Source organism: unidentified bacterial endosymbiont, from assembly GCF_918320885.1.
GTDB lineage: Bacteria > Pseudomonadota > Gammaproteobacteria > Enterobacterales.
Window position 1 is genome coordinate 608,496 of sequence record NZ_OU907312.1, and the last position, 24,453, is coordinate 632,948.

General features: G+C 49.0%; 18 protein-coding genes and 1 pseudogene. 4 read left to right on the forward strand and 15 right to left on the reverse strand.

What is annotated here, in order from left to right; translation table 11 throughout:
• Positions 1-2 precede the first annotated feature (2 nt).
• The 14 genes and pseudogenes from NL324_RS03130 to gyrA all read right to left on the reverse strand — a co-directional run.
• Entirely contained in the window at positions 3-962 is a 960-nt protein-coding gene (locus NL324_RS03130) for an oligopeptide/dipeptide ABC transporter ATP-binding protein (protein WP_253306301.1), read from the reverse strand.
• Positions 963-1,880, reverse strand: a complete 918-nt coding sequence (gene oppC, locus NL324_RS03135) for an oligopeptide ABC transporter permease OppC (RefSeq protein ID WP_253306302.1) — start codon at positions 1,878-1,880, stop codon at positions 963-965. It abuts the gene before it with no gap.
• An 18-nt stretch (positions 1,881-1,898) separates the two neighbouring features.
• On the reverse strand, positions 1,899-2,819 hold the full coding sequence (gene oppB / locus NL324_RS03140) for an oligopeptide ABC transporter permease OppB (RefSeq protein ID WP_253306303.1): 921 nt from the start codon (positions 2,817-2,819) through the stop codon (positions 1,899-1,901).
• A gap of 436 nt (positions 2,820-3,255) precedes the next feature.
• Positions 3,256-4,884, reverse strand: coding sequence for an ABC transporter substrate-binding protein (locus NL324_RS03145; RefSeq protein WP_253306304.1), 1,629 nt, complete (start codon positions 4,882-4,884; stop codon positions 3,256-3,258).
• Between the two features lie 182 nt (positions 4,885-5,066).
• Positions 5,067-5,249: a hypothetical protein gene (locus tag NL324_RS03150; RefSeq protein ID WP_253306305.1), complete on the reverse strand. Its 183-nt coding sequence runs from the start codon at positions 5,247-5,249 to the stop codon at positions 5,067-5,069.
• 266 nt (positions 5,250-5,515) lie between these two features.
• A complete protein-coding gene (locus NL324_RS03155) occupies positions 5,516-7,144 on the reverse strand; it encodes an ABC transporter substrate-binding protein (RefSeq protein ID WP_253306306.1) in 1,629 nt (542 codons plus the stop codon).
• A 182-nt stretch (positions 7,145-7,326) separates the two neighbouring features.
• On the reverse strand, positions 7,327-8,763 hold the full coding sequence (locus NL324_RS03160; protein ID WP_301282748.1) for a glycoside hydrolase family 10-like protein: 1,437 nt from the start codon (positions 8,761-8,763) through the stop codon (positions 7,327-7,329).
• 1 nt (position 8,764) lies between these two features.
• Positions 8,765-9,562 carry an inositol monophosphatase family protein gene (locus NL324_RS03165; protein WP_253306307.1) on the reverse strand — a complete coding sequence of 266 codons (798 nt, stop codon included), beginning with the start codon at positions 9,560-9,562 and terminating at the stop codon, positions 8,765-8,767.
• Positions 9,563-9,654: 92 nt separating this feature from the next.
• Complete coding sequence (gene pyrF / locus NL324_RS03170) at positions 9,655-10,374, reverse strand: orotidine-5'-phosphate decarboxylase (RefSeq protein ID WP_253306308.1); 720 nt, start codon at positions 10,372-10,374, stop codon at positions 9,655-9,657.
• Positions 10,375-10,478: 104 nt separating this feature from the next.
• Positions 10,479-10,763 carry an integration host factor subunit beta gene (gene ihfB, locus NL324_RS03175; RefSeq protein WP_253307113.1) on the reverse strand — a complete coding sequence of 95 codons (285 nt, stop codon included), beginning with the start codon at positions 10,761-10,763 and terminating at the stop codon, positions 10,479-10,481.
• A 60-nt stretch (positions 10,764-10,823) separates the two neighbouring features.
• Positions 10,824-12,545, reverse strand: a complete 1,722-nt coding sequence (gene rpsA / locus NL324_RS03180; RefSeq protein WP_436298237.1) for a 30S ribosomal protein S1 — start codon at positions 12,543-12,545, stop codon at positions 10,824-10,826.
• A 93-nt stretch (positions 12,546-12,638) separates the two neighbouring features.
• Positions 12,639-13,346, reverse strand: a complete 708-nt coding sequence (gene cmk, locus NL324_RS03185) for a (d)CMP kinase (protein ID WP_253306309.1) — start codon at positions 13,344-13,346, stop codon at positions 12,639-12,641.
• Between the two features lie 21 nt (positions 13,347-13,367).
• Positions 13,368-14,717, reverse strand: a complete 1,350-nt coding sequence (gene aroA / locus NL324_RS03190) for a 3-phosphoshikimate 1-carboxyvinyltransferase (RefSeq protein ID WP_253306310.1) — start codon at positions 14,715-14,717, stop codon at positions 13,368-13,370.
• A 94-nt stretch (positions 14,718-14,811) separates the two neighbouring features.
• Positions 14,812-17,349 (reverse strand): annotated as a pseudogene (gyrA, locus tag NL324_RS03195) (DNA topoisomerase (ATP-hydrolyzing) subunit A); the annotation flags it as partial.
• A gap of 186 nt (positions 17,350-17,535) precedes the next feature.
• On the opposite strand from gyrA, the gene ubiG reads away from it, so the two are divergent.
• The gene (gene ubiG, locus NL324_RS03200; protein WP_253306312.1) at positions 17,536-18,243 is read left to right on the forward strand and encodes a bifunctional 2-polyprenyl-6-hydroxyphenol methylase/3-demethylubiquinol 3-O-methyltransferase UbiG; all 708 of its coding nucleotides are present in this window, start codon (positions 17,536-17,538) and stop codon (positions 18,241-18,243) included.
• A gap of 479 nt (positions 18,244-18,722) precedes the next feature.
• Positions 18,723-18,962: a hypothetical protein gene (locus NL324_RS03205; RefSeq protein ID WP_253306313.1), complete on the forward strand. Its 240-nt coding sequence runs from the start codon at positions 18,723-18,725 to the stop codon at positions 18,960-18,962.
• A 36-nt stretch (positions 18,963-18,998) separates the two neighbouring features.
• Here NL324_RS03205 and NL324_RS03210 read toward each other — a convergent pair whose 3' ends face one another.
• Positions 18,999-20,216: an ankyrin repeat domain-containing protein gene (locus NL324_RS03210; RefSeq protein WP_253306314.1), complete on the reverse strand. Its 1,218-nt coding sequence runs from the start codon at positions 20,214-20,216 to the stop codon at positions 18,999-19,001.
• A gap of 752 nt (positions 20,217-20,968) precedes the next feature.
• On the opposite strand from NL324_RS03210, the gene nrdA reads away from it, so the two are divergent.
• Positions 20,969-23,245: a class 1a ribonucleoside-diphosphate reductase subunit alpha gene (nrdA, locus tag NL324_RS03215; protein WP_253306315.1), complete on the forward strand. Its 2,277-nt coding sequence runs from the start codon at positions 20,969-20,971 to the stop codon at positions 23,243-23,245.
• Between the two features lie 69 nt (positions 23,246-23,314).
• Positions 23,315-24,448: a class Ia ribonucleoside-diphosphate reductase subunit beta gene (nrdB, locus tag NL324_RS03220; protein WP_253306316.1), complete on the forward strand. Its 1,134-nt coding sequence runs from the start codon at positions 23,315-23,317 to the stop codon at positions 24,446-24,448.
• Positions 24,449-24,453: the final 5 nt, after the last annotated feature.

Here is a 24,453-nt window from a genome sequence, read left to right on the forward strand (position 1 = left end):
CGTCAATACTCTTTGGCATGATAACAGGCGCATACCCCACCTTCACCCACAGGGCGCAAGGGGGGGGTGACTTGACAGCGCACTTCGGCCAACGGGCAGCGCGGTTGAAAAGGACAGCCTGTCGGCAGCCGCAGTAAGTTAGGAGGATCCCCGGGAATCGTTGCCAACACTTGATTATCCACATCAAGACGGGGCACAGCGTTTAACAAGCCAATCGTATAGGGATGGGTGGGACGATAGAAAATAGACTCGGCGCTGCCACTCTCCATGGTACTGCCCGCATACATCACCAGCACGTTATCACAGCTACCAGCCACGACCCCTAGATCATGGGTGATCAAAATAATGGCCGTATTAAAAGCCTGTTTCAACTCATTTAATAAGCTCATAATCTGTGCTTGAATGGTCACATCCAAAGCGGTCGTCGGCTCATCCGCTAATAACAGGCGTGGGCGACATAGCAGCGCCATCGCAATCATCACCCGTTGACGCATGCCGCCAGAAAATTCATGTGGGTACATGGTCATGCGCTGGCGTGCCTCAGGGATTTTAACCGCTTCTAACATCCAGACCGACTCCTCAAAGGCTTTGGCGTGACTGAACCCTTTATGGTGGATTAAGGTCTCCATCAACTGTTTACCAATCGTGATGTAAGGATTCAGCGAGGTCATCGGATCTTGAAAAATCATGGCAATCTGTGTCGCCCGAATTCGGTTACGTTCTTCAGTGGATAGATGAAGAATCTCCTGCCCGGCAAATTGAATCGAGCCCTTCACGTGACTATTATTGGCCAAGAGTCCCATCAGCGCAAAAGCCGTTTGCGATTTACCAGCGCCAGTTTCCCCGACAATGCCGAGCGTTTCACCAGCAGCCACGGTGAAGCTCAGATCATTCACCGCCGCGACGGTACCCTCGGGGGTCGTAAAAGTAATCTGTAATCCATTGACCGCTAATAACGTCATTCAAACTCTCCCTGAACTGTCTTTGGGATCGAGGGCGTCGCGTAAGCCATCACCAATAAAGTTGCAACAGAACAGCGTGACCATTAAAAATAGGCCAGGGATAATCAGTAGCCAACGGTAATACTCCAGATATTTGGGTCCCTCTTGCAACAACCCGCCCCAGCTGGCCATCGGCTCCTGGACGCCTAACCCCAGGAAACCTAGAAAGGATTCAAATAAAATCATCGCTGGGACTAGTAATGAGGCATAGACCACTACCAGCCCTAATACATTGGGCACAATATGCCGCCACAAGATTGCGCAGGTTGAGGCGCCACAAGTGCGGGCAGCCTCAATAAACTCTTTTTGCTTTAAACTAAGCGTCTGTGCCCGAACAATCCGCGCGACATTGAGCCAAGAGACCATGCCAATCGCTACAAAAATTAAGAACAGGTTGCGACCAAATAGGGTCACCAGTAAGATCACAAAAAAAGTAAACGGGAAGGCGTCTAAAATTTCTACCCACCGCATCATTAAGGCATCAACCGTGCCTCCTAAATAGCCGGCGGTGGCCCCATAGAGCGTTCCTACCAACACCGCAATCAAGGCACTGGAGAGTCCTACCATTAGGGAGATACGACCGCCAGTAGCCGTCCGTACCATGAGATCTCGCCCTAAAAAATCGGTACCAAAATAGTGTCGATTAGCGATATTAGGGGGGGTTAACATAGCACCCCAATCAGGTGCTTCATAAGTGAAGGGAGAGCAGATCGGCGCCAGGATTAAAAACACCACAATCAATAACAAAACAGTTAAACTCACCACCGCTGCACGATTGGCGATAAAGCGCTGCAAGGCGTGCTGCCATAAACTACGACCTTTAATATCCAGCAGATGACTCGCTGGATCGACTGTTTTACTCAACTTTCGTAGGCTCATCTTCCCTCCTCGAATGCCTTAATAACGAATTTTGGGATCGATCAGCGCATATAAAATGTCGACGACCGCCGTAAAAAAAATGGTTAAGGCTCCGATAATAATCGTTAAACTGAGTACCATGGCATAGTCACGGTTGAGCGATCCATTCACCAGCAGCTGGCCAATCCCGGGTAACCCAAAAATGGTTTCAACCACGACAGAGCCGGTAATAATACCAACAAATGCTGGACCCAGGTACGCCATGACCGGCAGCAGCGCTGGCTTTAAAGCGTGGTGACAAACAATATAATAGAGGGGAAGCCCTTTGGCCTTGGCGGTACGGATAAAGTTTGTATGGAGCACTTCGAGCATGGAGCTCCGGGTAATCCGGGCAATACTGGCAATATAGCCAATAGCCAGTGAAACCACTGGCAACAACATATAGTTCCAGGGGCCACCGTTCCAGCCCCCCGCTGGGAGCCAGCGTAGCCACACCGCAAAAATCATGATCAGCAGCTGTGCTTTAATGAAGCTAGGGATGACGACGCCAACCATGGCAAAGATCATCAGCGCATGGTCTAGCCAGCTGTTTTGCTTCAGGGCGGCCATCACGCCAATGCTCACCCCTAATACTACGGCAATGATAAAGGCGTAGATCCCAATTTTAATCGACACCGGAAAGGCCTGTTCAACCAGATCATTGACTGAAAAATCCCTATATTTGAAGGAGGGCCCCAAATCACCATGCAGTAAGTTATTCATATAACGAAAGTATTGCTGATATAGGGGGGCATCTAACCCATATTTGGCTTCAATATTGGCCAGTACCTGGGGCGGTAAATTGCGATCACTACTAAAGGGATTGCCGGGTGCCAGCCGCATCATAAAAAATGAGAGGGTGATCAAAATCAGCAGTGTGGGAATGGCCTGTAAAAAGCGCCTAATCGTAAAATTTAACATCAATGCCTACCTTACTGGGTCGATCCAGCTTCCTACTTGAGAGACCAGTCACCGTGCCCATGCACTGTTTGATTGGGGGCTTCATCTCTGAGATAAGGCTAGGGGGTTAGGGGCCATCGCTCAGTGTGCTTTTTTAAAGCTTATCGGATGGTTTATCCTCCGGCTAACGACTATTTAACCCTTTTTTATACACCCCTACTGTATTCCAGCCTCGCCTAAAGCGCAACACTCTCTATAGCCGATAAAACCACCGGCAGTGATCAATGAGTAGGCTGTAAGCAATCACACCACCCGAGCGCCGAGAAAGTACACTAGGCGCCCCCCTGCTTATCAAAAATAGAAGGGGGGAATTAACAGCTTGGCTCACCACTGAAAACAGATGATCAGGCTCAGCTAGATGACGCGCTACTCATGGCCCTACTCTCTTCATCCATCATTAATGCTTTGTAATGTAGAGATCTTTCGTATGAATAACCTTCATGGGATTTTGCGTGCTATAGCCCTGAACATAGGGTTTAATCAGGCGAGCATCCACATAATGGTAAATGGGAACAATGGGCATATCGATCGCTAGCTGGGCTTCCGCCTTTTGGTAACAGGCCTGACGCTGGGGCTCGTTGGAAGCCACCAATGCTTGCTTGACCCAGTTGATAAACTGGGCATTATCATAGCCGGAATAATTGGTACTACTCCCGGGTAACAAGATATTCAGGAAAGCAGAAGCTTCATTATAATCTGCTACCCAACCAGCCCGGGACATCTGATAATGACCTGATCGTTGGTTCTCTAAATAACTCTTCCATTCTTGACTATCTAGAGTCACCTCAGCACCGAGTGCCTGTTTCCAGAATAGGCTGGCAGCAACCGCCAACTGTTGATGCAGTTCTGAGGCGTTATAGAGTATGCTGAACTTTAAAGGATTTTTACTGTTGTAACCAGCCTCTTGCAGCAAATTTTTGGCGGCTTGGATCCGTTTTTTTTGCGACCAAGTGTCCCATTCTGGCCGCTTGAGCGCTCCCCCCCCAATAGCTGGTGGGGTAAAACTGTAAGCAGCCGTATCCCATTGCCCTTTTACTTTTTCCACTAAAGCAGTTTTATCTAAAGCCAAGGCAACTGCTTGACGAACCTTAATATTATTAAAAGGAGGTTCCCGAGTGTTTAATGCGTAATAGTAGGTCGAGAGAGCGGGGTTTTTATGTAATTCTTTTGGGCACTCTTGCTTGAGCTGTTGAAACGTTGCTGATGGAACCGTACCATATATGATGTCCAGTTCACCAGAACGATAACGCGCAATCTCCTGATGGTCTACAATGGGCAGGTACTTGACTTGGTTAATGACTGTTCGGCTATTGTCCCAGTACTGTGTATTGCGGATCAGGGTAATCTGCTCATTCACCACCCACTCCTGCATTTTATAAGCGCCATTACCGACCTGATTTCCAGGTTGGGTCCATTGATCCCCATATTTTTCAATGCTTGCTCGATGGACCGGTTTCACTGCCGTATGTGCCAGCATCTTAATAAAATAGGAGAGCGGTTGCGATAAAGTAATCTGTAGCGTCTGGGCATCCAGTGCCTGAATGCCTAAAGTCTCCACTGGCTGACGACCAGCCAGCACTTCCTTACTGTTCTGCAGTTGTACATCGTTTAAATAACTACTATAGGGAGAAGCGGTGTTTGGATCGGCTAAACGCCGCCAGCTGTAGACAAAATCCTGCGCTGTCACTGGATCACCATTAGACCATTTAGCCTCGGGGCGTAATGAAAAGATCCAAGTTTTCTGATCACTGCTCTGCCAACTTTTAGCAACCCCAGGGACAATTTCCCCTTGAGGTCCGAAATTGACGAGACCCTCCCAGAGCTCATGAATAATATTGGAATCTGGATGCCCAGTTGCTTTATGGGGATCTAAAGATTCAACCTCTGAACCATTGCCACGCACTAGCTCCTGTTTAGGAGAGAGTTGAACGCCAGGGGGTACTACGGCAGCACTAGACAAAGCAGGGGCGATGAGATAGATAATGGCCACAGTCCAGTTTGTCCATTGTAATAGGCCTCTAATCATAGTCACAATCCCCGTTGTATTGATGCATTCAATTCGCTATTACGTTAATCTTTCCAAGCGTAACAGAATAGTGCAGTCAGATCAAAAACAAGTGAGCGTGTGCTTTAATAACAAACAGATGATTGACTTTATTTTAACCATAATCAGATAAAATGAGTAAGAATACTTACACCTTGGCAGCATTACTCTACTATTTTATCAGAGAGCACTGAATCGGTAGCCGTCCCCTGCCAACGTGATTGAATATGATCGACGACTGGCTGTTTTTGTGGATCCAAGAGATTCAGTGAACTGAACAACATACTGCCCTGTATCCCCACTGTTTTTTCATTAAAATCTAAAAGCTTATCGTAGGGTTTATCCACTGGATAACAACCCTTAAACCCTCTTTTATACTATACCTACTGTGTTCCAGCCCCCCCTAAAGCGCAATACTCTCTACCGCCGATAAAACCGCCGGCAGTGATCAATGAATAGGCTGAAGGCAATCACACAACCGGAGAGCCCGGAAAGCGCAGTAGGCATCCCCCTGTTGATCAGACATAGGGGGGCTAACCACTGAACACAGTTGAACCGATGATCAGGCTCCAACCAGATGACACTCTGCTCAGGGCCCTACGCTGTTCATCCCTTAATGCTGTGTAATGTAGAGATCTTTCGTATGGATAATCTTCGTGGGATTTTGCGTGCTATAGCCCTGAACATAGGGTTTAATCAGGCGAGCATCGACGAAATGATACACTGGAATGGTTGGCATATCCGTTGCTAACTGGGCTTCCGCTTTTTGGTAATAGACCTGACGCTGGGTCTCGTTAGAGGTTCCCAAAGCTTGCTTGCCCCAGTTGACAAACTGGGGACTATCGTAGCCAGAATAATTGGTACTACTACCTGGTAACAAGATATTCAGGAAAGCAGAGGCTTCATTATAATCCGCCACCCACATAGCCCGGGCCATCTGGAAATTACCTAAGCGTCGGTTCTCTAAGTAACTTTTCCACTCTTGACTCTCCAAAGTTATCTCAGCGCCGAGGGCCACTTTCCAGAACGTACTAGCGGCAATGGCCAGCCGTTGATGCGATTCTACAGAGTCATGTAATATACTGAATTTTAAAGGATTTTTACTGTTATAACCAGCCTCTTGCAGCAATGCTTTTGCGGCTTTAATCCGTTTTTTTTGCGTCCAGGTGGCCCATTCTGGCCTACTGACAGGAGCTCCATCGATAGCTGGTGGAGTAAAACAGTCAGCAACAGTGTCCCATTGCCCTTTTACTTTTTCCACCAAGGCTCTTTTATCTAAAGCCAAGGCGACCGCTTGACGGACTTTAACATTATTAAAGGGTGGTTGCCGACAGTTCAATTGATAATGATAGGTCCCAACACTAGGGATTTTATGTAACTCTTTTTTATACTCTTGCTTGAGCTGTTGAAACGTTGCTGATGGGACCGTGTCGTAGATCATATCCAATTCACTGGAACGATAACGGGCAATCTCCTGATGGTCTTGAATGGGTAGGTACTTGACTTGGTTAATGACGGTTCGGCTGTCATCCCAGTACTGTGTATTGCGGATGAGTGTAATACGCTCGTTCACCACCCACTCCTGCATCCTATAAGCGCCATTACCGACCTGATTTCCAGGCTGGGTCCATTGATCCCCATATTTTTCAATGCTTGCTCGATGAAGGGGTTTCAGCGACGTATGTGCTAGCATCTTAATCAAATAGGAGAGCGGTTGTGATAAAGTAATTTTTAGAGTCTGGGCATCCAGTGCCTGAATCCCTAAAGTCTCCACTGGCTGACGACCGTTTAGGACTTCAGTACTGTTCTGCAATTGTATATCGTCTAAATAACTACTGTAGGGAGAAGCCGTGTTTGGATCGGCTAAACGCTGCCAGCTGTAGACAAAATCCTCTGCTGTCACTGGATCACCATTCGACCATTTGGCCTCGGGGCGTAATGAAAAGATCCAAGTTTTCTGATCACTGCTCTGCCAAGATTGAGCCACCCCCGGGACAATCTCCCCTTTGGGTCCAAAATTGACTAGACCTTCCAAGATCTCGTGAATAATATTGGTTTCTGTAAGCCCGGTGGTTTTATGCGGATCTAAGGATTCCACTTCTGAGCGATTACCACGCACTAGCTCCTGTAGCGGAGATAATTGAACGCCAGGGGGTACTACGGCAGCACTAGACAAAGCAGGGGCGATGAGATAAATCATGGCCACAGTCCAGTTTGTCCATTTTAATAGGACTTTAATCATAGTCATAATCCCCGTTGTATTGATGCATTTAATTCGCTATTCCATTAACCTTTCCAAGCGTAACAGAATAGTGCAGTCAGATCAAAAACAAGTGAGAGTGTTCTTTAATAACAAACAGATGATTGACTTTATTTTAACGATAATCAGATAAAATGAGTAAGAATACTGACACCTTGGCAGCATTACTCTACTATTTTATCAGAGAGCACTGAATCGGTAGCCGTCCCCTGCCAACGTGATTGAATATGATCGACGACTGGCTGTTTTTGTGGATCCAAGAGATTCAGTGAACTGAACAACACACTGCCCTGTATCCCCACTGTTTTTTCATTAAAATCCAACTGTCTTTTTATTTCTGGGACGCCATCAGCTATAGACCACGCTGGGTCACCGATCGATTTTCCTGCCCCTGGATAGTGAAATACTTGTCCCACTCTATAGAGCCCTACCCCGATATAGAGCTGTGTTTTAGTATACTTAACCAGATCAGCCCACCAGGTGGCAACCACCTCATAGGGTGCTAGTTCTGAGGCATGCGCCCAGTAAATCTGCGGCACAATATAATCAATCAAGGCTTCCTGCACCCACTGCCGAGTGTCGGCATAATGGGTATCATAATGAGCTAAGGCATTAGTATTAGAGCCGTTAGGATCATCTTTTTTATTGCGCCAGACTCCGGAGGGACTAATACCAAACTGTATCTGTGGCTTGATCGCTTTTATTTTTTTTGATACTGCTTTAATCAAGGTATAAGTATTGTGCCGTCTCCAATCAGCTTTATGAGCAAAACCCGCCCCATAACGGCTAAAGGTCTGATCATCTGCTAAGGTTGAATCGTGTGATTCGTAATAAAAATAGTCATCAAACTGAATGCCATCAACCTGGTATCGATTGACTATTTCTTCAATAATCTGTTCAATCCAGGCACGTACTTCAGGAAGACCAGGATCCAGCACATAACGATGGAAGGCAGTTCTGATCCATTCGGGATGCTGGTTATAAAGACTGCGTGGGCAGTCCAGCAACGCCTGAATGCTCTCCTGTTCAAGGTTCATGGAGACGCGATAGGGATTCAGCCAGGCGTGCAGCTGTAGTCCTCTGGCATGTGCCTCCTCAATGGCATAAGCCAGCGGATCAAAACCCGGGTCTTCTCCTAACGATCCCGTTAGGTAGGGGGACCAAGGCAATAGGGCCGAGTGATACAGGGCATCTGCACAGGGCTTCACCTGGAAAACGACGGTGTTCATCCCCAGCGCTACGACTTTATCCAGTATTGTCCGTAATTCGGTTTGCTGCAGTTCAATCCGTTCGGCACGCTCTTTGAGCGCTAAAGAGGCTTTAGAGGGCCAGTCCATGTTCTGGACAGTGGCTATCCAAGTTGCGCGTAACTGCCGATCCTGCCAGTGACTAGGTTTAATAGGACTCCCTGCTACACCGCTCTTCTGCTGAGAAGGTGCGGTCGTAGCCGTGGTAGCCTGCTGACTGCTGGTGGGCGGCGCTAGCGGGGCATGATGCTGCATCGCTTGTACAGACGCATTGATCGCTGAGTTCCAGAGCATGACATTGAGGAGGATTGCTGTGAATGGTTTCCCCGGTTTAAAGCGCTCCAGTGCCCCCATTTTAGGGCTGCTGCGCCCGAGCGCTGTGAATGCCCTTCAACAGGGATTTAATCATTTTAGTGGGGGCAACCACCACTTCATTCGATCGCCCCCGATGTGGGGAACCACTAAAATCGGTGACCAAACCGCCCGCTTCACTCACCAATAAGGCGCCTGCGGCCAGTGCCGCAGGCGCTACGCCACGCCCGAAAAAACCATCCAGTCGGCCAGCGGCCACGTAGGCAAAATCCAGGAGCGTACACCCACTACAGCGGATGGCAGCCCCTTGTCCTAGCAAGGCCCCTAACAGGATGGTGGCGGGTTCCAGTGAGTGCTGAGGATTGGAAGTGAGTCGGGTCGCCAGCACACTCTCTGAGAGCGATTGAGACTGCGACTCCAGTCGCAAGCGATAACCATTGATTTGAGCCCCTGAGCCGCGCACCGCGGTAAACAGCTCATTACGCAAAGCGTCATAGATCACCGCTACCTCAGTAGCCGCTTTAATAGATACCGTGATGGAGAGCGCACAATGTGGCCAACGCTTGCTAAAATTGCGCTTCCCTGCCAGCGGTTCAATCAACCACTGAACCTCACCCTCACCGCTAATCGGCTCGCCCAGAGTACTCACAATAGCGTGATGTGGATAAGAGCGCTGGATCACAGCTATCATGACTTGAGCTATTGCTTGACTGACGGGCAAGCTATCCCCCGGAAAACCAGGGAAATGGCTATTAGGCTGTGTTCGCTGCTCATAAGCTTGGACCATGCATTGACCCGCTTTACGCACGGCACGTACGGCAATATTCAGCATTGGATGCATTCTAGGACCTACTACAGCGATTAAAGAACCTTGAGTGGCGCCGATTCTAGCAGAGGGCGCGCTAAAAACCTAACTGCGCGAACGCCTGTCGGCTAATGAGGCGTCCTGCTGATCTGATCCATTAACGCCTGCTGGATTTCCCGTAAGGCGGCCGCTGGATCAACCGCTTGGGTAATGGGACGACCTATCACCAGATAATCAGCACCAGCAGCGATGGCTGGCCCTGGGGCCATGAGCCGCTGTTGATCATGTGCGGCAGTGCCTGCTGGTCGGATCCCTGGGGTGACTAAAGTAAAGGAATTGCCACATAGTGACCTCAGCTGGCGAGCCTCCTGGGCTGAACAGACGACACCCTCCAGACCGCAGTGTTGAGCAAGCACCGCCAGCCGTTCAACCTGTTGTGAAGCTGGTCCAGTGATCCCGAGCAGTGGCAAATCATCCTCGTGTAAGCTGGTTAGCAGGGTCACACCCACCAGTTGTGGCGCTTTAGCCTTAAAGCTGTTCAGTGCCGTGACAGCCGCTTCTAACATTTTGGGACCACCACTCGCATGTAGGCTGATCATCCATACCCCTAAATCAGCTGCTGCAGTGACCGCCTGGGCAACGGTCTGTGGGATATCATGAAATTTTAGATCAAGAAAAACGTCGAATCCCCGTGTCTGCAGTTGCTGTACTAAAGAGGGCCCGTACCGGGTAAATAGCGCCTTGCCCACTTTTAAACGGCACGCTTGTGGATTGAGATCCTCCACTAATCGGAATAGTGCTCCGGCCTCTGCTAACTCTAAAGCAACAATAATGCATTGATTGAGCATACGCGCTTCCAGCTCCTTAATGGCTCATGTTCATGGTTTAAGGCACTCAACAGCCCGGCTGTAAAAAGAAACGGCACCCGCAGGTGCCGTGTTGACTCATACTGTCACGCATAGCTATTAACGCGATCACGTAACTCTCTGCCTGGCTTAAAATGCGGTACGCACTTAGCGTTTAATGCCACTTTCTCCCCAGTCTTGGGATTTCGACCCATGCGTGGTGCGCGGTAGTGCAAGGAAATACTGCCAAAACCACGTATTTCAATACGCTCTCCGCTAGCTAAAGTGCTGACCATATGCTCTAACAGCTCTTTAACAGCCTCTTCAACCACCTTTCCGCGTAGATGCGCTTGTTGATCAACAAGCCGCTCAATTAATTCAGATTTAGTCACGCACGCCCCTAGTATTAACAGCAGGCCCAAACAGACCCAGGAGGTCATCAATGCTCCCGGTTACTTACCTTTCGCAGCCCGGAACGCTTCTGACATGGCATTAGAGAACACCGCTTTACTGGCCGGTTTTTCCTCTCCACTCGACTCTACCGAACTGTTTTTACCTTCAAGTTCATCCTTGGCACGCAGCGTGACATTCACCACACGATTTTTACGATCGACAGAGACATATTGGCTCTTCAGATCACTCCCTATCGTATAAGGCTCTGTGCCTCTGTCTACAGTAAACCCAGCGATATTACTCCCCTCAACGGCATCCAGCAGGCTCACCTCAACCGTGGAAAGACGACCGATAACACCCTCTGCTAAATTGAGCGTAACGCTCTTGGCATCAATGGCTGTTATCTTTCCGCTCATCCACTCCCCTTTCTTAATCGTTGCAAGATAGTGGTTGAAAGGATCATCTTCCAGCTGCTTAATACCCAAAGAGATCCGCTCACGCTCTACATCAACCTGCAGTAACACAGCGTCAATCTCATCGCCTTTCTTATACTGGGCGACCGCCTCTTCTCCAGAGAGATCCCAAGAGATGTCTGACAGGTGGACCAGTCCATCGATATTGCCTGGCAAGCCAATAAAAATACCGAAATCGGTAATCGACTTGATTTTACCGCGGAGTCGATCGTTTTTATGGTAGGTTTCGCTGAAATGCTCCCAGGGATTACCTTTGCACTGCTTTAACCCTAGGGAGATGCGCCGACGCTCTTCATCAATATCTAAAACCATCACTTCAACAGTGGTACCTACACTGACGATTTTAGCAGGATGAATATTTTTGTTAGTCCAGTCCATTTCAGAGACATGTACCAAACCTTCTACACCCTCTTCAATTTCAACGAAACAGCCATAATCGGTTAGATTGGTGACACGTCCCATCAACTTGGTGTTGATCGGGCAACGTTTGGCAATCGCCACCCACGGATCTTCGCCTAACTGCTTTAAGCCTAGCGACACTCGGTTGCGTTCGCGGTCAAACTTTAAGATTTTAACCCGGATCTCTTCACCGACACTGACACACTCGTGTGGCTCTTTTACTCGCTTCCAAGCCATATCGGTAATGTGTAACAGACCATCTACACCGCCTAAATCAACAAAAGCACCATAATCGGTGAGGTTTTTAACAACGCCTTTGATTATTGTCCCCTCTTGCAAACTATCCAGCAGCTGGCTACGCTCCACACTGTTTTCTGACTCTATAACCGCGCGACGAGAGACGACGACGTTATTACGTTTTTGGTCAAACTTGATGACTTTGAACTCCAGCTCTTTACCTTCCAGGTGACTGGTGTCGCGGACTGGTCTGGCCTCAACCAAGGATCCTGGCAGGAAAGCACGGATACCATTCAGTTCGACAGTAAAGCCGCCTTTAACTTTACCGCTGATCAAACCAGTGATCACGGTCGATTTTTCATAAGCTTCTGCCAGTGATAACCAGGCTTCATGGCGTTTGGCCTTTTCACGGGATAGCTGCGTTTCCCCGAAACCATCCTCGATAGCCTCTAACACCACATCCACTTCATCACCAACGCTGACTTCTAACTCACCGTGGCTATCTCTAAACTGCTCAATGGGAATAACTGATTCAGACTTAAGCCGGGCATCGACGACGACGATTCCCTTACCAATAGCGGTCACCAAGCCACGAACTACAGAACCTGGACGTGTTTTAAGGTCTTTTAACGAGTCTTCAAATAGTGTTGCAAAAGAGGTTGGCATAATCATTAATCTATGAAATTTTCATGGGAATCCACCTGTTGTTCCCTAACAGATGGGGCTGTACTGACGACCTACACGACACTCCTTGTAGTAGGCCAGTTAATCAGGGGCAGTATACGCCAACCCCTTGCTGATTACTCTACACTCTACGTAATTAAGGGCCAATTGAATCACCTGCTCAATCGGTAAATCGGTCGAATCCAGCAGTAGAGCGCCCTCTGCGGCTGCCAAAGCAGCAACAAGTCGCTGAGTGTCCCGCTGATCACGCTCGCTCATCTCCCCTAAAAGGGGCTCGAATTTAACATTAACACTCCTGCTTTGCAACTGGCGTAACCGCCGACTAGCCCGCTCTTCTAGGCTAGCATACAAGTAAATTTTGGCCCGTGCTTCGGGAAATATCACCGTACCCATATCACGCCCATCAGCGATTAACCCAGGCGGCTGACAAAAGGCTCGCTGCCGCTGGTGCAGTGCCTTCCGTATTGGCGATAAGCATGCAATTTTCGAAGCGGTTGACCCCACTGCTTCGGTGGCCAATTGCTGGCTGACATCTTGACCCTCAAAGATAATCTGCAGGCCCAAAACCGTCATAACAAACCGCACCTCTAGCTGGGTTGCTAAACTAACTAGAGGTGCCAACTGGGTGAGATCCAGCGATCGGCGCAGAGCCTCCCAAGCTAACAAACGATAGAGCGCCCCGGAGTCGAGCAAATGCCATCCTAGCCGTTGGGCTAACGCACGACAGAGTGTTCCTTTCCCCGCACCACTGGGACCATCGACCGTGACTACTGGAGGCGTGGTTATCATGCCCTTTACCCTCTTTTTTCTTTATCCTATTGATAGTCGTGCAGAACGTACTACAGCCGGTACAACACCCCTCGGCACCGTGAGGCGTTCGAATTCAGCAAAATAGTTGGGGAAACTTTTAGAGACACACTGCGGATCAGAGAGTGTTACCGACACCTTCGCTAAGGTCACTAAAGAGAAACACATGGCCATCCGGTGATCATTAAAAGTGTTAATCATAGCCGCTTTTAATTTAGCTGGCGGCTGAATATGGATAAAATCAACCCCTATTTCAACCGTTGCACCCACCTGACGTAACCCAGCTGCCATTGCCGACAACCGATCGCTCTCTTTGAATCGCCAGTGATAAATATTACGAATAGTCGTAGGACCCTTAGCAAACAAGGCTACAATAGCCAAAGTCATGGCGCTATCAGGCTGATTGTTCATCTCGATCTCAATCCCAGATAATCGCCCTCGCCGACACTCCAGATAGTCCTCACCCCAGCCAATCTCTGCGCCCATACGTTGAAGAATATCAGCAAATACCTTTTCTCCCTGTAGGCTATCACGGCCAATTCCTTGAACTCGGATAGGCCCTCCTTGAATGGCGGCCGCTGCCAAAAAATAGCTGGCAGTCGCTGCATCGCCTTCGATCTGAAAGTGTGGGGGAGCGCAGTACTGCTGAGACCCAGGGGTATAGAATAGCCGGTAGTCCTGGTGTTGGACGACCACCCCAAAGCAGCGCATCACCTGGAGTGTCATCTGAATGTAAGATTCGGAGATCAGAGATCCCACAACTTCAATAGTCGAAGGCTGTTCCGCCAACGGGGTGGCCATCAAGAGTGCGCTTAAAAACTGGCTAGAGATCTGACCACTCACCTGTAGGGTCCCCCCCTGAAAACCGCCCCGCAGCCGTAAGGGGGGGTAACCTGGATCACCCAAGTAGTCAATTTGAGCCCCACCTTGGCACAAGGCATCGACTAAAGGTGCAATCGGACGTTGCTGCATTCGGCTCTCACCGGTCACGACCCAGTCCACAGCTGCCTCGCCAACGCCTCCTAAGGATAACAGTGCCGTCAAGGGTCGCAGCACGCTCCCGGCATTGCCTAAAAAGAGCGTTTCCCCGGTGCGCTCGTTCGGAAAGCGGCCAGCACAGCCTACCACCTCACAGACTCTAGTGGCTTCAGTATAGTGATAACGCACCCCTAGTGACTGTAAAGCGCGCAGCAAGTGGCCGACATCATCACCCTGAGGGAGGTTAGTGAGTCGCGTGGACCCTTGCGCTAAAGCAGCCAACAGTAGCGCCCGGTTTGCTAGGCTCTTAGAGCCTGGTAGGGTGATCACGCCACCACAGTGTGCACGGGGCTCTAATCTCAAAGGATCACGCATAGCCTACTCTACTGCGAGCGGTTTAAGTGTCAACAGAAGAAGCTGCTGCACTGAAACCGGCTGCCCTGATCTTGCGACCAAAGCCTTAGAGTTCACTGATCAGCGTCTCCTCCCCATCCTCTTCGGCAATACGCTGCAATGCTGCCACTTGCTCACCAGGGCTGGTACGAATCAAGGTCACCCCTTGGGTATTCCGTCCAATACTATTGACTTCAGAAACCCTCAGGCGCACCAAAGTCCCGGCATCGGTAATCAGCATGATTTGATCCGTCGCCTCGACCTGCACAGCACCAATGACTGGACCATTCCGTTGCGTCACTTTAATGGAGAATACTCCCTGGGTCGCACGCGACTTGATCGGATAGTCCGCTAAAGGGGTCCGTTTGCCAAAGCCGTTGACGGTGACCGTTAAAATCTGACCCTCATGACGCGGAATAATCAAGGAGACGACGCGATCTTGGTCTCCGAGGCGCATTCCCCGTACACCGGTCGCTCCGCGTCCCATATCGCGCACCTGATCTTCAGGGAAATAGACCACTTTCCCTTGAGCGGAGAAGAGCATGATTGAATCCCCGCCTTCGGTCATATCCACCCCAATTAACTCATCCCCCTCATTGAGATTAAGCGCAATGAGACCGGTACTCCGCGGCCGGCTAAAAACGCTCAGCGCCGTTTTTTTAACGGTACCCTGTGCCGTTGCCATGAAGATAAAGCGATCAGCGGGATAGTCCCGTACCGGCAAGATGGCGGTGATCCGCTCTGGCGCCTCTAAGGGCAATAAATTGACAATGGGCTTACCACGCGCACCTCGACTAGCTTGGGGCAGTTGGTAAACCTTTAACCAGTAGAGGCGCCCACGGCTGGAGAAACAAAGTAGGGTATCGTGGGTATTGGCGACCAATAATTGCTCAATAAAATCATCCGATTTGATCGAGGTCGCTGATCGTCCTTTCCCCCCTCGATGTTGGGCTTCATAATCTGATAACAGCTGATATTTCACATAACCGCAATGGGAGAGTGTGACCACTACCTCTTCCGGTGTAATAAGATCACTGATCTGTAAATCAGAGTAGCTCCCCATGATCTCCGTACGACGAGGATCTTGATAGCGTTCTTTGATAGCGATCAACTCTTCGCGTAGGGTGCCATCAATATTGTCTAAGATCCCGAGTAACACGGCCACCTGGATCAGCAGTTCCCGATACTCATTCAGCAATTTTTCATGCTCTAATCCGGTCAGCTTATGCAACCGCATATCCAAAATAGCCTGGGCCTGCTGAGGGGTGAGACAGTACAATCCCCCCTGGATCCCGGCGTGATCCGCAGCCCATCCCGCTCGTACCACCTGACTATCCACAGCCGCCCAATGGCTTTGTAAGTCTCCCAAAGCCCAATGCTGTTCAAGCAAGCGGGCTTTGGCCTCTACTGCATTGGGAGCTTGGCGAATCAACTGGATCATCACATCAATATTGGTCAGCGCCACCGCCAACCCCTCTAAAATATGTGCCCGTTCGCGAGCCTTACGCAGCTCGTACAGCGTGCGCCGGCTAATAATCTCGCGACGGTGGCTGAGGAAAGCCTGCAGGATCTCTTTGAGTGTTAATAGCTTAGGCTGCCCCTGATGCAGAGCCACCATATTGATACCAAAGGAGGTTTGCAGGGCAGTTTGGGTATACAGATTATTGAGCACAATATCTGCTACCGCGTCGCGTTTGATCTCGATCACTACGCGCATCCCATCGCGATCGGACTCATCGCGTAGCGCACTAATCCCCTCTATTTTTTTCTCTTTGACCAACTCCGCCATTTTTTCAATTAAACGAGCCTTGTTCACCTGATAGGGTAGTTCATTGATAATAATGGTTTCACGCTGCTGTTTATCACGCTCAATCACCGAACGTGCCCGCAGTATCACGCGGCCGCGACCGGTACGATAAGCCTCTTCAATCCCTTGACGGCCATTGATGATCGCCGCTGTGGGGAAATCAGGACCAGGAATAACCGCCATCAATGCTTCAACACTGATCGTGGGATTATCTAGGTAGGCTAAGCAGCCATCGATAACTTCAGCCAAATTATGGGGTGGAATATTCGTGGCCATTCCCACAGCAATGCCGGAGGAGCCATTGATTAATAGATTAGGAACCTTAGCGGGGAGAACCTCAGGGATCTGCTCGGTGCCATCATAATTAGGAACAAAATCAACGGTCTCTTGCTCTAACTCCGCCAAGAGATCATGGGTAATGCGTGCCATACGGACTTCGGTATAACGCATGGCGGCTGGGCTATCACCATCGATAGAACCAAAATTACCCTGGCCATCGACTAAGGGATAGCGTAATGAGAAGGGTTGTGCCATTCGTACAATGGCGTCATACGCCGGCACATCTCCGTGGGGATGATACTTACCGATAATATCCCCAACCACCCGCGCCGATTTTTTATAGGGCTTGTTCCAGTCATTATTCAGTACATGCATCGCGAAAAGCGCCCGGCGATGTACCGGTTTGAGGCCATCACGGACATCGGGTAAAGCACGCCCGATAATCACCGACATCGCATAATCTAAGTAGGAAGATTTTAACTCTTTTTCGATATCAACCCGGATGATCTCTTTGGCAAGCTCGCTCATTGCGTCGGGGTTCCTCTATTTTATCGGTCCTGGAGAGCTTAGTTAACCGCCAACTATACCATAGTCAACCTGTTTACTGCTAATCACCACAGTACAAAGTTGCGCTATAATCAGAAGACGTCGCAGTCCAAGAGCTCAGACTGAGCTGTAACCTTGGGTGAGATAACCTCTAAAGAGTGAGTGCCCATGCCTACCACTGTGAACCTAGACACCACAGAAATTGCCCATTTTGATAGCTTAGCCTCCCGCTGGTGGGATCCAGAAGGTGAGCTACAGCTGCTGCATGCCATGAACCCGCTGCGGCTAGACTATATCTTGCAGCAAACGGGTGGAGTATTCGAGCAGCGACTACTTGATGTCGGTTGTGGCGGCGGCATCCTGGCCGAGAGCCTGGCCTATGAAGGGGCAGAGGTCACTGGTCTGGATATGAGCACCGAACTACTGCAGATCGCACGTCAGCACGCCGCCGCACAAGCATTAACTATCGACTACCAGCACCTTACCGTAGAAGCACACGCAGAGACCCATGCTAACCATTACGATGTGGTCACCTGTATGGAGTTGTTGGAGCACGTGCCTGATCCCGCCGCGGTGGTGTACGCCTGTAGCCGCCTGGTCAAGCCTCAAGGCTATGTCTTCTTTTCGACGATTCACCGCACGATGAAAGCCTGGCTACTAGCCATTATCGCGGCCGAGTCTCTCTGCCGTAAAGTCCCTCAAGGGACCCATCGGATCGAGCAGTTGATCCGTCCGAGTGAACTGTGCAACTGGTTACAAGTGACCCCGCTGGTTGAACGCCATATTATCGGCTTGCAGTACCAACCGCTGCGGAGATGCTTTCGTTTCAGTCGCCGAGTGGCTATCAACTACCTCCTGACGACACAGCGCTATTAACCACTGATGGCCTACCGAATACCCAGTGGGCAGCCCCTTCAATACTTCATGGTTGATCACCCAACATTGATTGATGGTGCTGGTACTCTAAGCTAGTGGACAATACAATACTGTTAACTTATCCTAATATTCTCCTTCATGAAGCGATCCCCCTTTCTATGAAAGCCTCCTCATCGGCCAAAAAACAGCAGCGACGGAAAGCACACCAGAAAAACCGGCACCGGCGGCAACAGACGCTATGGAATACCCTTCAACCTTGTTTGGAGAGAGAGAGCAGCACTCTTATCCAATATGAAATGAGTCTGAAGGAGGGGCCATTTTTAACATAAAATGAGCCAAAAAAGTGCAAAAATGGCGCCATTGTTCGTAAGGTTCTGGGCTACCACCCTATCCCCAAACATTTTGCGTCTGCACTCAACAGTTTTCATCGTCGTTATCTAATGCCTTACATCAACTACCATAGACCCTGCTTCTTCCCAGTGACCACTGTGGACAGCAAGGGTAAAGCGCGTAAAAAGTACCCTGATGACTCTATGATGACGCCGTATGACAAATTTAAATCACTGTCGAATGCGGTAAACTATCTCAAACCAGGCATTTCTTTAGCGGCTCTTAATCAGTTAGCGATGCGTATCAAGGACCTGCAGGCTGCTCAGCCACTTCAACAAGCTAAAAGAACATTATTTAAACCAATCCATGAGCGGAGAGAGTCCAGCTGACACTAACACCCTTCAGACTCATTTAAGGATTGGAATTTACTCCAGCCCCCCTATACAGTATGCCCGATTATCGTGATGATTACGTGGTTCCAAGCGTGACCAATAAAAATTATCGCAAGATACGCTAGGATTTGTAAAGATGTTTGACGGTTCTGCACAAGAATAGAGTGCATTACAATTTTCAGTAATTTTTGCAGGGTCCAAGCATGCTCTCATGAAAGTATTACTATCGCCTTCTGTTAGATAGTAACTAATCTTCTCCATTAGCTCCGCTGGCAAGCTAATCTCTTCTCCTCTAAATACTATTTTCAGTTCTATTAATCCCACTCCCCTAGCACATAATTCCTGTTTTTGTGCTAATAAAAACTGCTGTTCTATCATATTCTTAAATTTTAAAGATTGATTTCTTACTGCTGTTAATTTTTGAATAAAATAGTTATAACGTATATATTGAACAAGTCTTTCTGGATCATTTTCTTGAATGAAGGCACGAACTGTTATCATTTCATCTGAAATTAAACCAATATTTTCTTCCAATTCTTGATCAGTAGCCCCGTGGTTTATGAGGATTTTTGCAATAAAAAAATATTTTTCCTGCTTGTAAAGAATTTTTTTATTAGAATGCAAACTTAATGCCTTAGCATACCTATTTTGTTGCTCAATAACACAATCCAGGCAGGAACTACTGATACGAGGATCCAGGATATTAACGTCCGCCCCATGATCTAGTAAGCTATTGATGATAGCTATGTCGCCTTGGGACACAGCAAAATGCAGAGGGGTGCCACCAAGACTCTGGATATTAATGTCCGCACCGTGGTCTAGTAAGCTATCGACAATAGCGATGCCGCCGAACATAATAGCAAAGAACAGAGGAGAGACACCATTATGTGCGTGGATATTAACATCCGCTCCTCTGCCTAGTAAGCTATTGACAGTAGCTATGTCGCCTTTCCAAGTAGCCAGGTGTAGCGGAGTGAAACCGCGATGATCCTGGATATTAATGTCCGCACCGTGGTCTCGTAAGCTATTGACAGGAGCTATGTCGCCTGCCTGAACAGCCAAGTGCAGGCGAGAAGTATCTCTATGATCCTGGATATTAATCTCCACTGCGTTGGCTAGTCTCCTATTGACACAAGTTCCGATGACGACCCGGGTAATGAAAAACATGTCCACTACGCTGGCTAGTATCCTATTGACACAAGTTTCGATGACTTCCCGGGTAGCGTTTAAAAATTTTTTGAGGCTATTCATAAAAATTAACCTTAGGGCAATGAAAAAATGGGTGATGGGCTGCAATCATTGATAGCGAGGCTGCTCGAAAACCGTTTGGTCAGCTGTTGGCAGCGCTTTAGGGCTCTAACCGTGCTGAGTCCAAAAATGTGAGCTAGCACCTGTACGAGGTTAGTATAAAAACTATAAAACAGCCAGTGTTACCAAGGTTGATTGACTACCCAACCCCATTTCACCAATCAGAGCAACCTCATTAACTGACTGAGGTTGGCGCTCATTTTTTTAAGCGCCAGGTGACGCTGTTCTAACTGATTTTTAATACCCACTGCTCTCTCTAATCCCAAAGCGATGGTGATGGCTCATAATGACTGATGGCGAGAATTATCAGATCGGCTCTCACCAATTTTATCTAAAATTGATGCTAGAACCTCTGGATGTCTACATGAGCTTCGCATTTTGGCCCATCAGTCCATGGGGACACCACCGGTTTCTTGAGTAGCCTGAACGCCTCTCAACCTAACCCAGCTTTTAAAGAAAAACCCTTCTTCGGCGTAGGCAATAGAGGTACCAAACCGAGCGCAGCCCTGGGTGCTGCGCCTACTTGCTAATCGCTATAAAAGGCTCTATAGTGAATGTCAGGCGGTCGGAACCCCCTAGATGCAGTCTCTACAACGTAGATTATCATGCTCTATCGCCTATGCCAGCGCCTCTTCAACTCGGCAAACCAAACTCAAATAGCAGAACCGACACCGTACCCTCAGGATCACGATGAGATGCCCCAATTGATACTACAAGTGACCAAACGCCATGGCCGTACCGAACCCCTTGAACTGGATAAAATTCACCGGGTCATCACCTGGGCTGCCGAAGGGCTACAGAACGTCTCCGTCTCACAAGTCGAGCTGCGTTCGCATATCCAATTTTATGATGGCATCAAAACCGCGGATATCCACGAAACCATTATCAAAGCAGCGGCTGATCTCATCTCCACTGAAAGCCCTGATTACCAATATCTAGCTGCCCGTTTGGCGATTTTTCATCTACGAAAAAAAGCTTATGGGCAATTTGAACCACCACTTCTCTATGATCAGGTACAGCGGCTAGTCGCCCTCGGCAAATATGATGCTCAGCTGCTGAGTGACTATACACCAGCAGAATTTGCCCAGATGGACCGCATGCTGGACCATTGGCGTGATATGCATTTCTCTTACGCAGCGGTCAAGCAGTTAGAGGGCAAATATCTGGTACAAAACCGGATCACTGGGGAGATCCATGAAAGCCCGCAATTCCTCTATCTGCTGATTGCCGCCTGCCTATTTGCCCGCTATCCGCTGGACAGCCGCCTGGACTATATCCAGCGCTTTTACGATGCGACCTCCTGCTATAAAATTTCGCTGCCTACTCCGATTATGGCGGGTGTTCGTACCCCAACCCGTCAATTTAGCTCTTGTGTGTTAATCGAGTGTGCAGATAGTTTAGACTCCATCAATGCCACCGCCAGTGCCATTGTGAAATACGTCTCTCAACGTGCCGGTATTGGGATTAATGCCGGCAAGATCCGCGCCTTAGGCAGCCCCATTCGCGGCGGTGAGGCCTTTCATACCGGCTGTATTCCTTTTTACAAACATTTCCAAACAGCCGTCAAATCGTGCTCCCAAGGCGGTGTGCGCGGGGGAGCCGCTACCCTCTTCTATCCGCTATGGCATCGCGAAGTAGAAGCCCTGTTAGTGTTAAAAAACAATCGGGGCGTTGAGGAAAATCGGGTACGCCATCTGGATTATGGGGTACAGCTGAACAAACTGCTCTATCAACGCTTACTCGATGGTGCTGCCATCACGCTATTTAGCCCCTCCGATGTTCCCGGGCTTTACGAGGCTTTCTTTGCTGATCAAGCCCGCTTTGAGCAGCTGTATCAGCAGTATGAACAGGATCTCACCATCTCCAAAAAAACAGTTCCAGCCCTGACACTGTTTACCTTAATGCTGCAGGAACGCGCCTCAACAGGTCGCCTGTATATCCAACATGTGGACCATTGCAACAGCCATAGTTCATTTGATCCGCAAGTAGCACCTATCCGCCAATCTAACCTCTGCCTGGAAATTACACTACCCACCCAGCCATTCAATAACGTCCAGGATGAGCAGGGGGAGATCGCGCTCTGCACACTCTCTGCCCTGAACTTAGGGGCTATCGAGCAGCTAGACGAATTGGAGCCTTTGGCCGATCTAGCAGTGCGTGCGCTAGATGCGCTGCTGGATTATCAACACTACCCCATTCCGGCAGCACAGCGTGGCGCCCTCGGTCGCCGTCCGCTCGGTATTGGGGTGATTAACTTCGCTTACTACCTGACCAAGCATGGTGTCCGTTATTCCGATGGTAGTGCCAACAACTTAACACACCGTACCTTTGAAGCTATCCAGTACTACCTCCTGAAAGCTTCCTGCCAACTGGCTAAAGTGCAAGGGCCCTGCCCTTTGTTCCAACAGACCACCTATGCTCAAGGCCTACTCCCCATCGATACCTATAAAAAAGCCGTGGATGAGATCTGTGCTGAGCCCCTGCACTACGATTGGGAAACCTTGCGAGCCAACATTCAACAGTATGGTTTGCGCAATTCCACCCTATCAGCCTTAATGCCCTCGGAAACCTCCTCACAAATCTCTAACGCCACCAATGGCATCGAGCCACCGCGAGGCTATATCAGCGTAAAAGCTTCCAAGGATGGCATCTTAAAACAGGTTGTCCCTGAGTATGAACGGCTGAAAACACAGTATGAGTTGCTATGGCAGATTCCTAATAACAGTGGCTATTTGCAATTGGTTGCCGTGATGCAAAAATTTGTCGATCAAGCGATCTCTGCCAATACTAGTTATGATCCGACCCGTTTCCCTGATAATAAGGTCCCTATGAAACAGCTGTTGGCCGATCTATTGACCGCCTATCGACTGGGGCTGAAAACTCTGTATTATCACAATACCCGGGATGGGGCCTCCGATCAGCAGAGCGCCTCCTCAGAGGAGGACTGTGATAGCGGTGCCTGTAAGCTATAATGCTAGAATAAGGCCGCTACTGAGCCAGTTCACTGTTTTAACTGCGTCTTTAACCTGAGTAGATTGACTATGCGTTATACCACCTTCTCAAAACAAGCGAATGATGCACTCAAAGAGCCGCTATTTTTCGGCCAACCGGTGAATGTAGCCCGTTATGATCAACAGAAATATCCGATTTTTGAGCGGTTAATTGAAAAACAGCTCTCTTTTTTTTGGCGCCCAGAAGAGGTTGATGTCTCGCGTGATCGCATCGACTACCAGCAGCTACCTCCTCATGAACAGCATATTTTTATTAGCAATCTAAAATACCAAACCCTGCTGGATTCGATTCAAGGGCGCAGCCCTAATGTCGCTTTTTTACCCCTGGTCTCACTGCCAGAGCTTGAAACCTGGATCGAAACTTGGGCCTTTTCAGAAACCATTCACTCCCGTTCCTATACTCACATCATTCGCAATATTGTCAATGATCCTGATGTCATCTTTAAGGATATCATGCTCAATCAGGAGATCCTGAAACGTGCCAACGATATTGCGCATTACTATGATGAGCTGATCGAGGCCCTATACAGCTACCAGCTGTTAGGATTTGGTACGCACCAAATAGGTACTAAAACCTTGAACATCAGCCTACGGGAGTTGAAAAAAAAGCTCTATCTCTGTTTAATGAGTGTCAATGTCTTGGAGGCCATCCGCTTCTATGTCAGTTTTGCCTGCTCCTTTGCCTTTGCTGAACGCAAATTAATGGAGGGCAATGCCAAGTTGATCAAATTGATTGCCCGGGATGAAGCGCTACACTTAGTGGGTACCCAGCATCTACTCAGTATCATGGCTGCGGGACAAGATGATAGCGAAATGGCGGAGGTAGCACGGGAGTGTCGGGCGGAAGCTGAAGCCATCTTCATCACGGCGGCGACACAGGAAAAAGAGTGGGCAGCCTATCTATTTAAATCGGGCTCCATGATCGGTCTCAACCGCGAGATTTTATGTCAATATGTGGACTACATTACACATCTGCGTATGCAGGCAGTCGGCCTGACACCCCCTTCTTCTCGGCAACGCTCCAACCCGCTGCCTTGGATCAACAGCTGGCTCAGTTCCGATAACGTTCAGGTGGCACCTCAAGAGGTGGAAGTGAGCTCTTATCTGGTCGGGCAGATCGATGCTAGCGTGCAGCCTGAAGATCTGCAAGGCTTTCAATTGTGATAGAG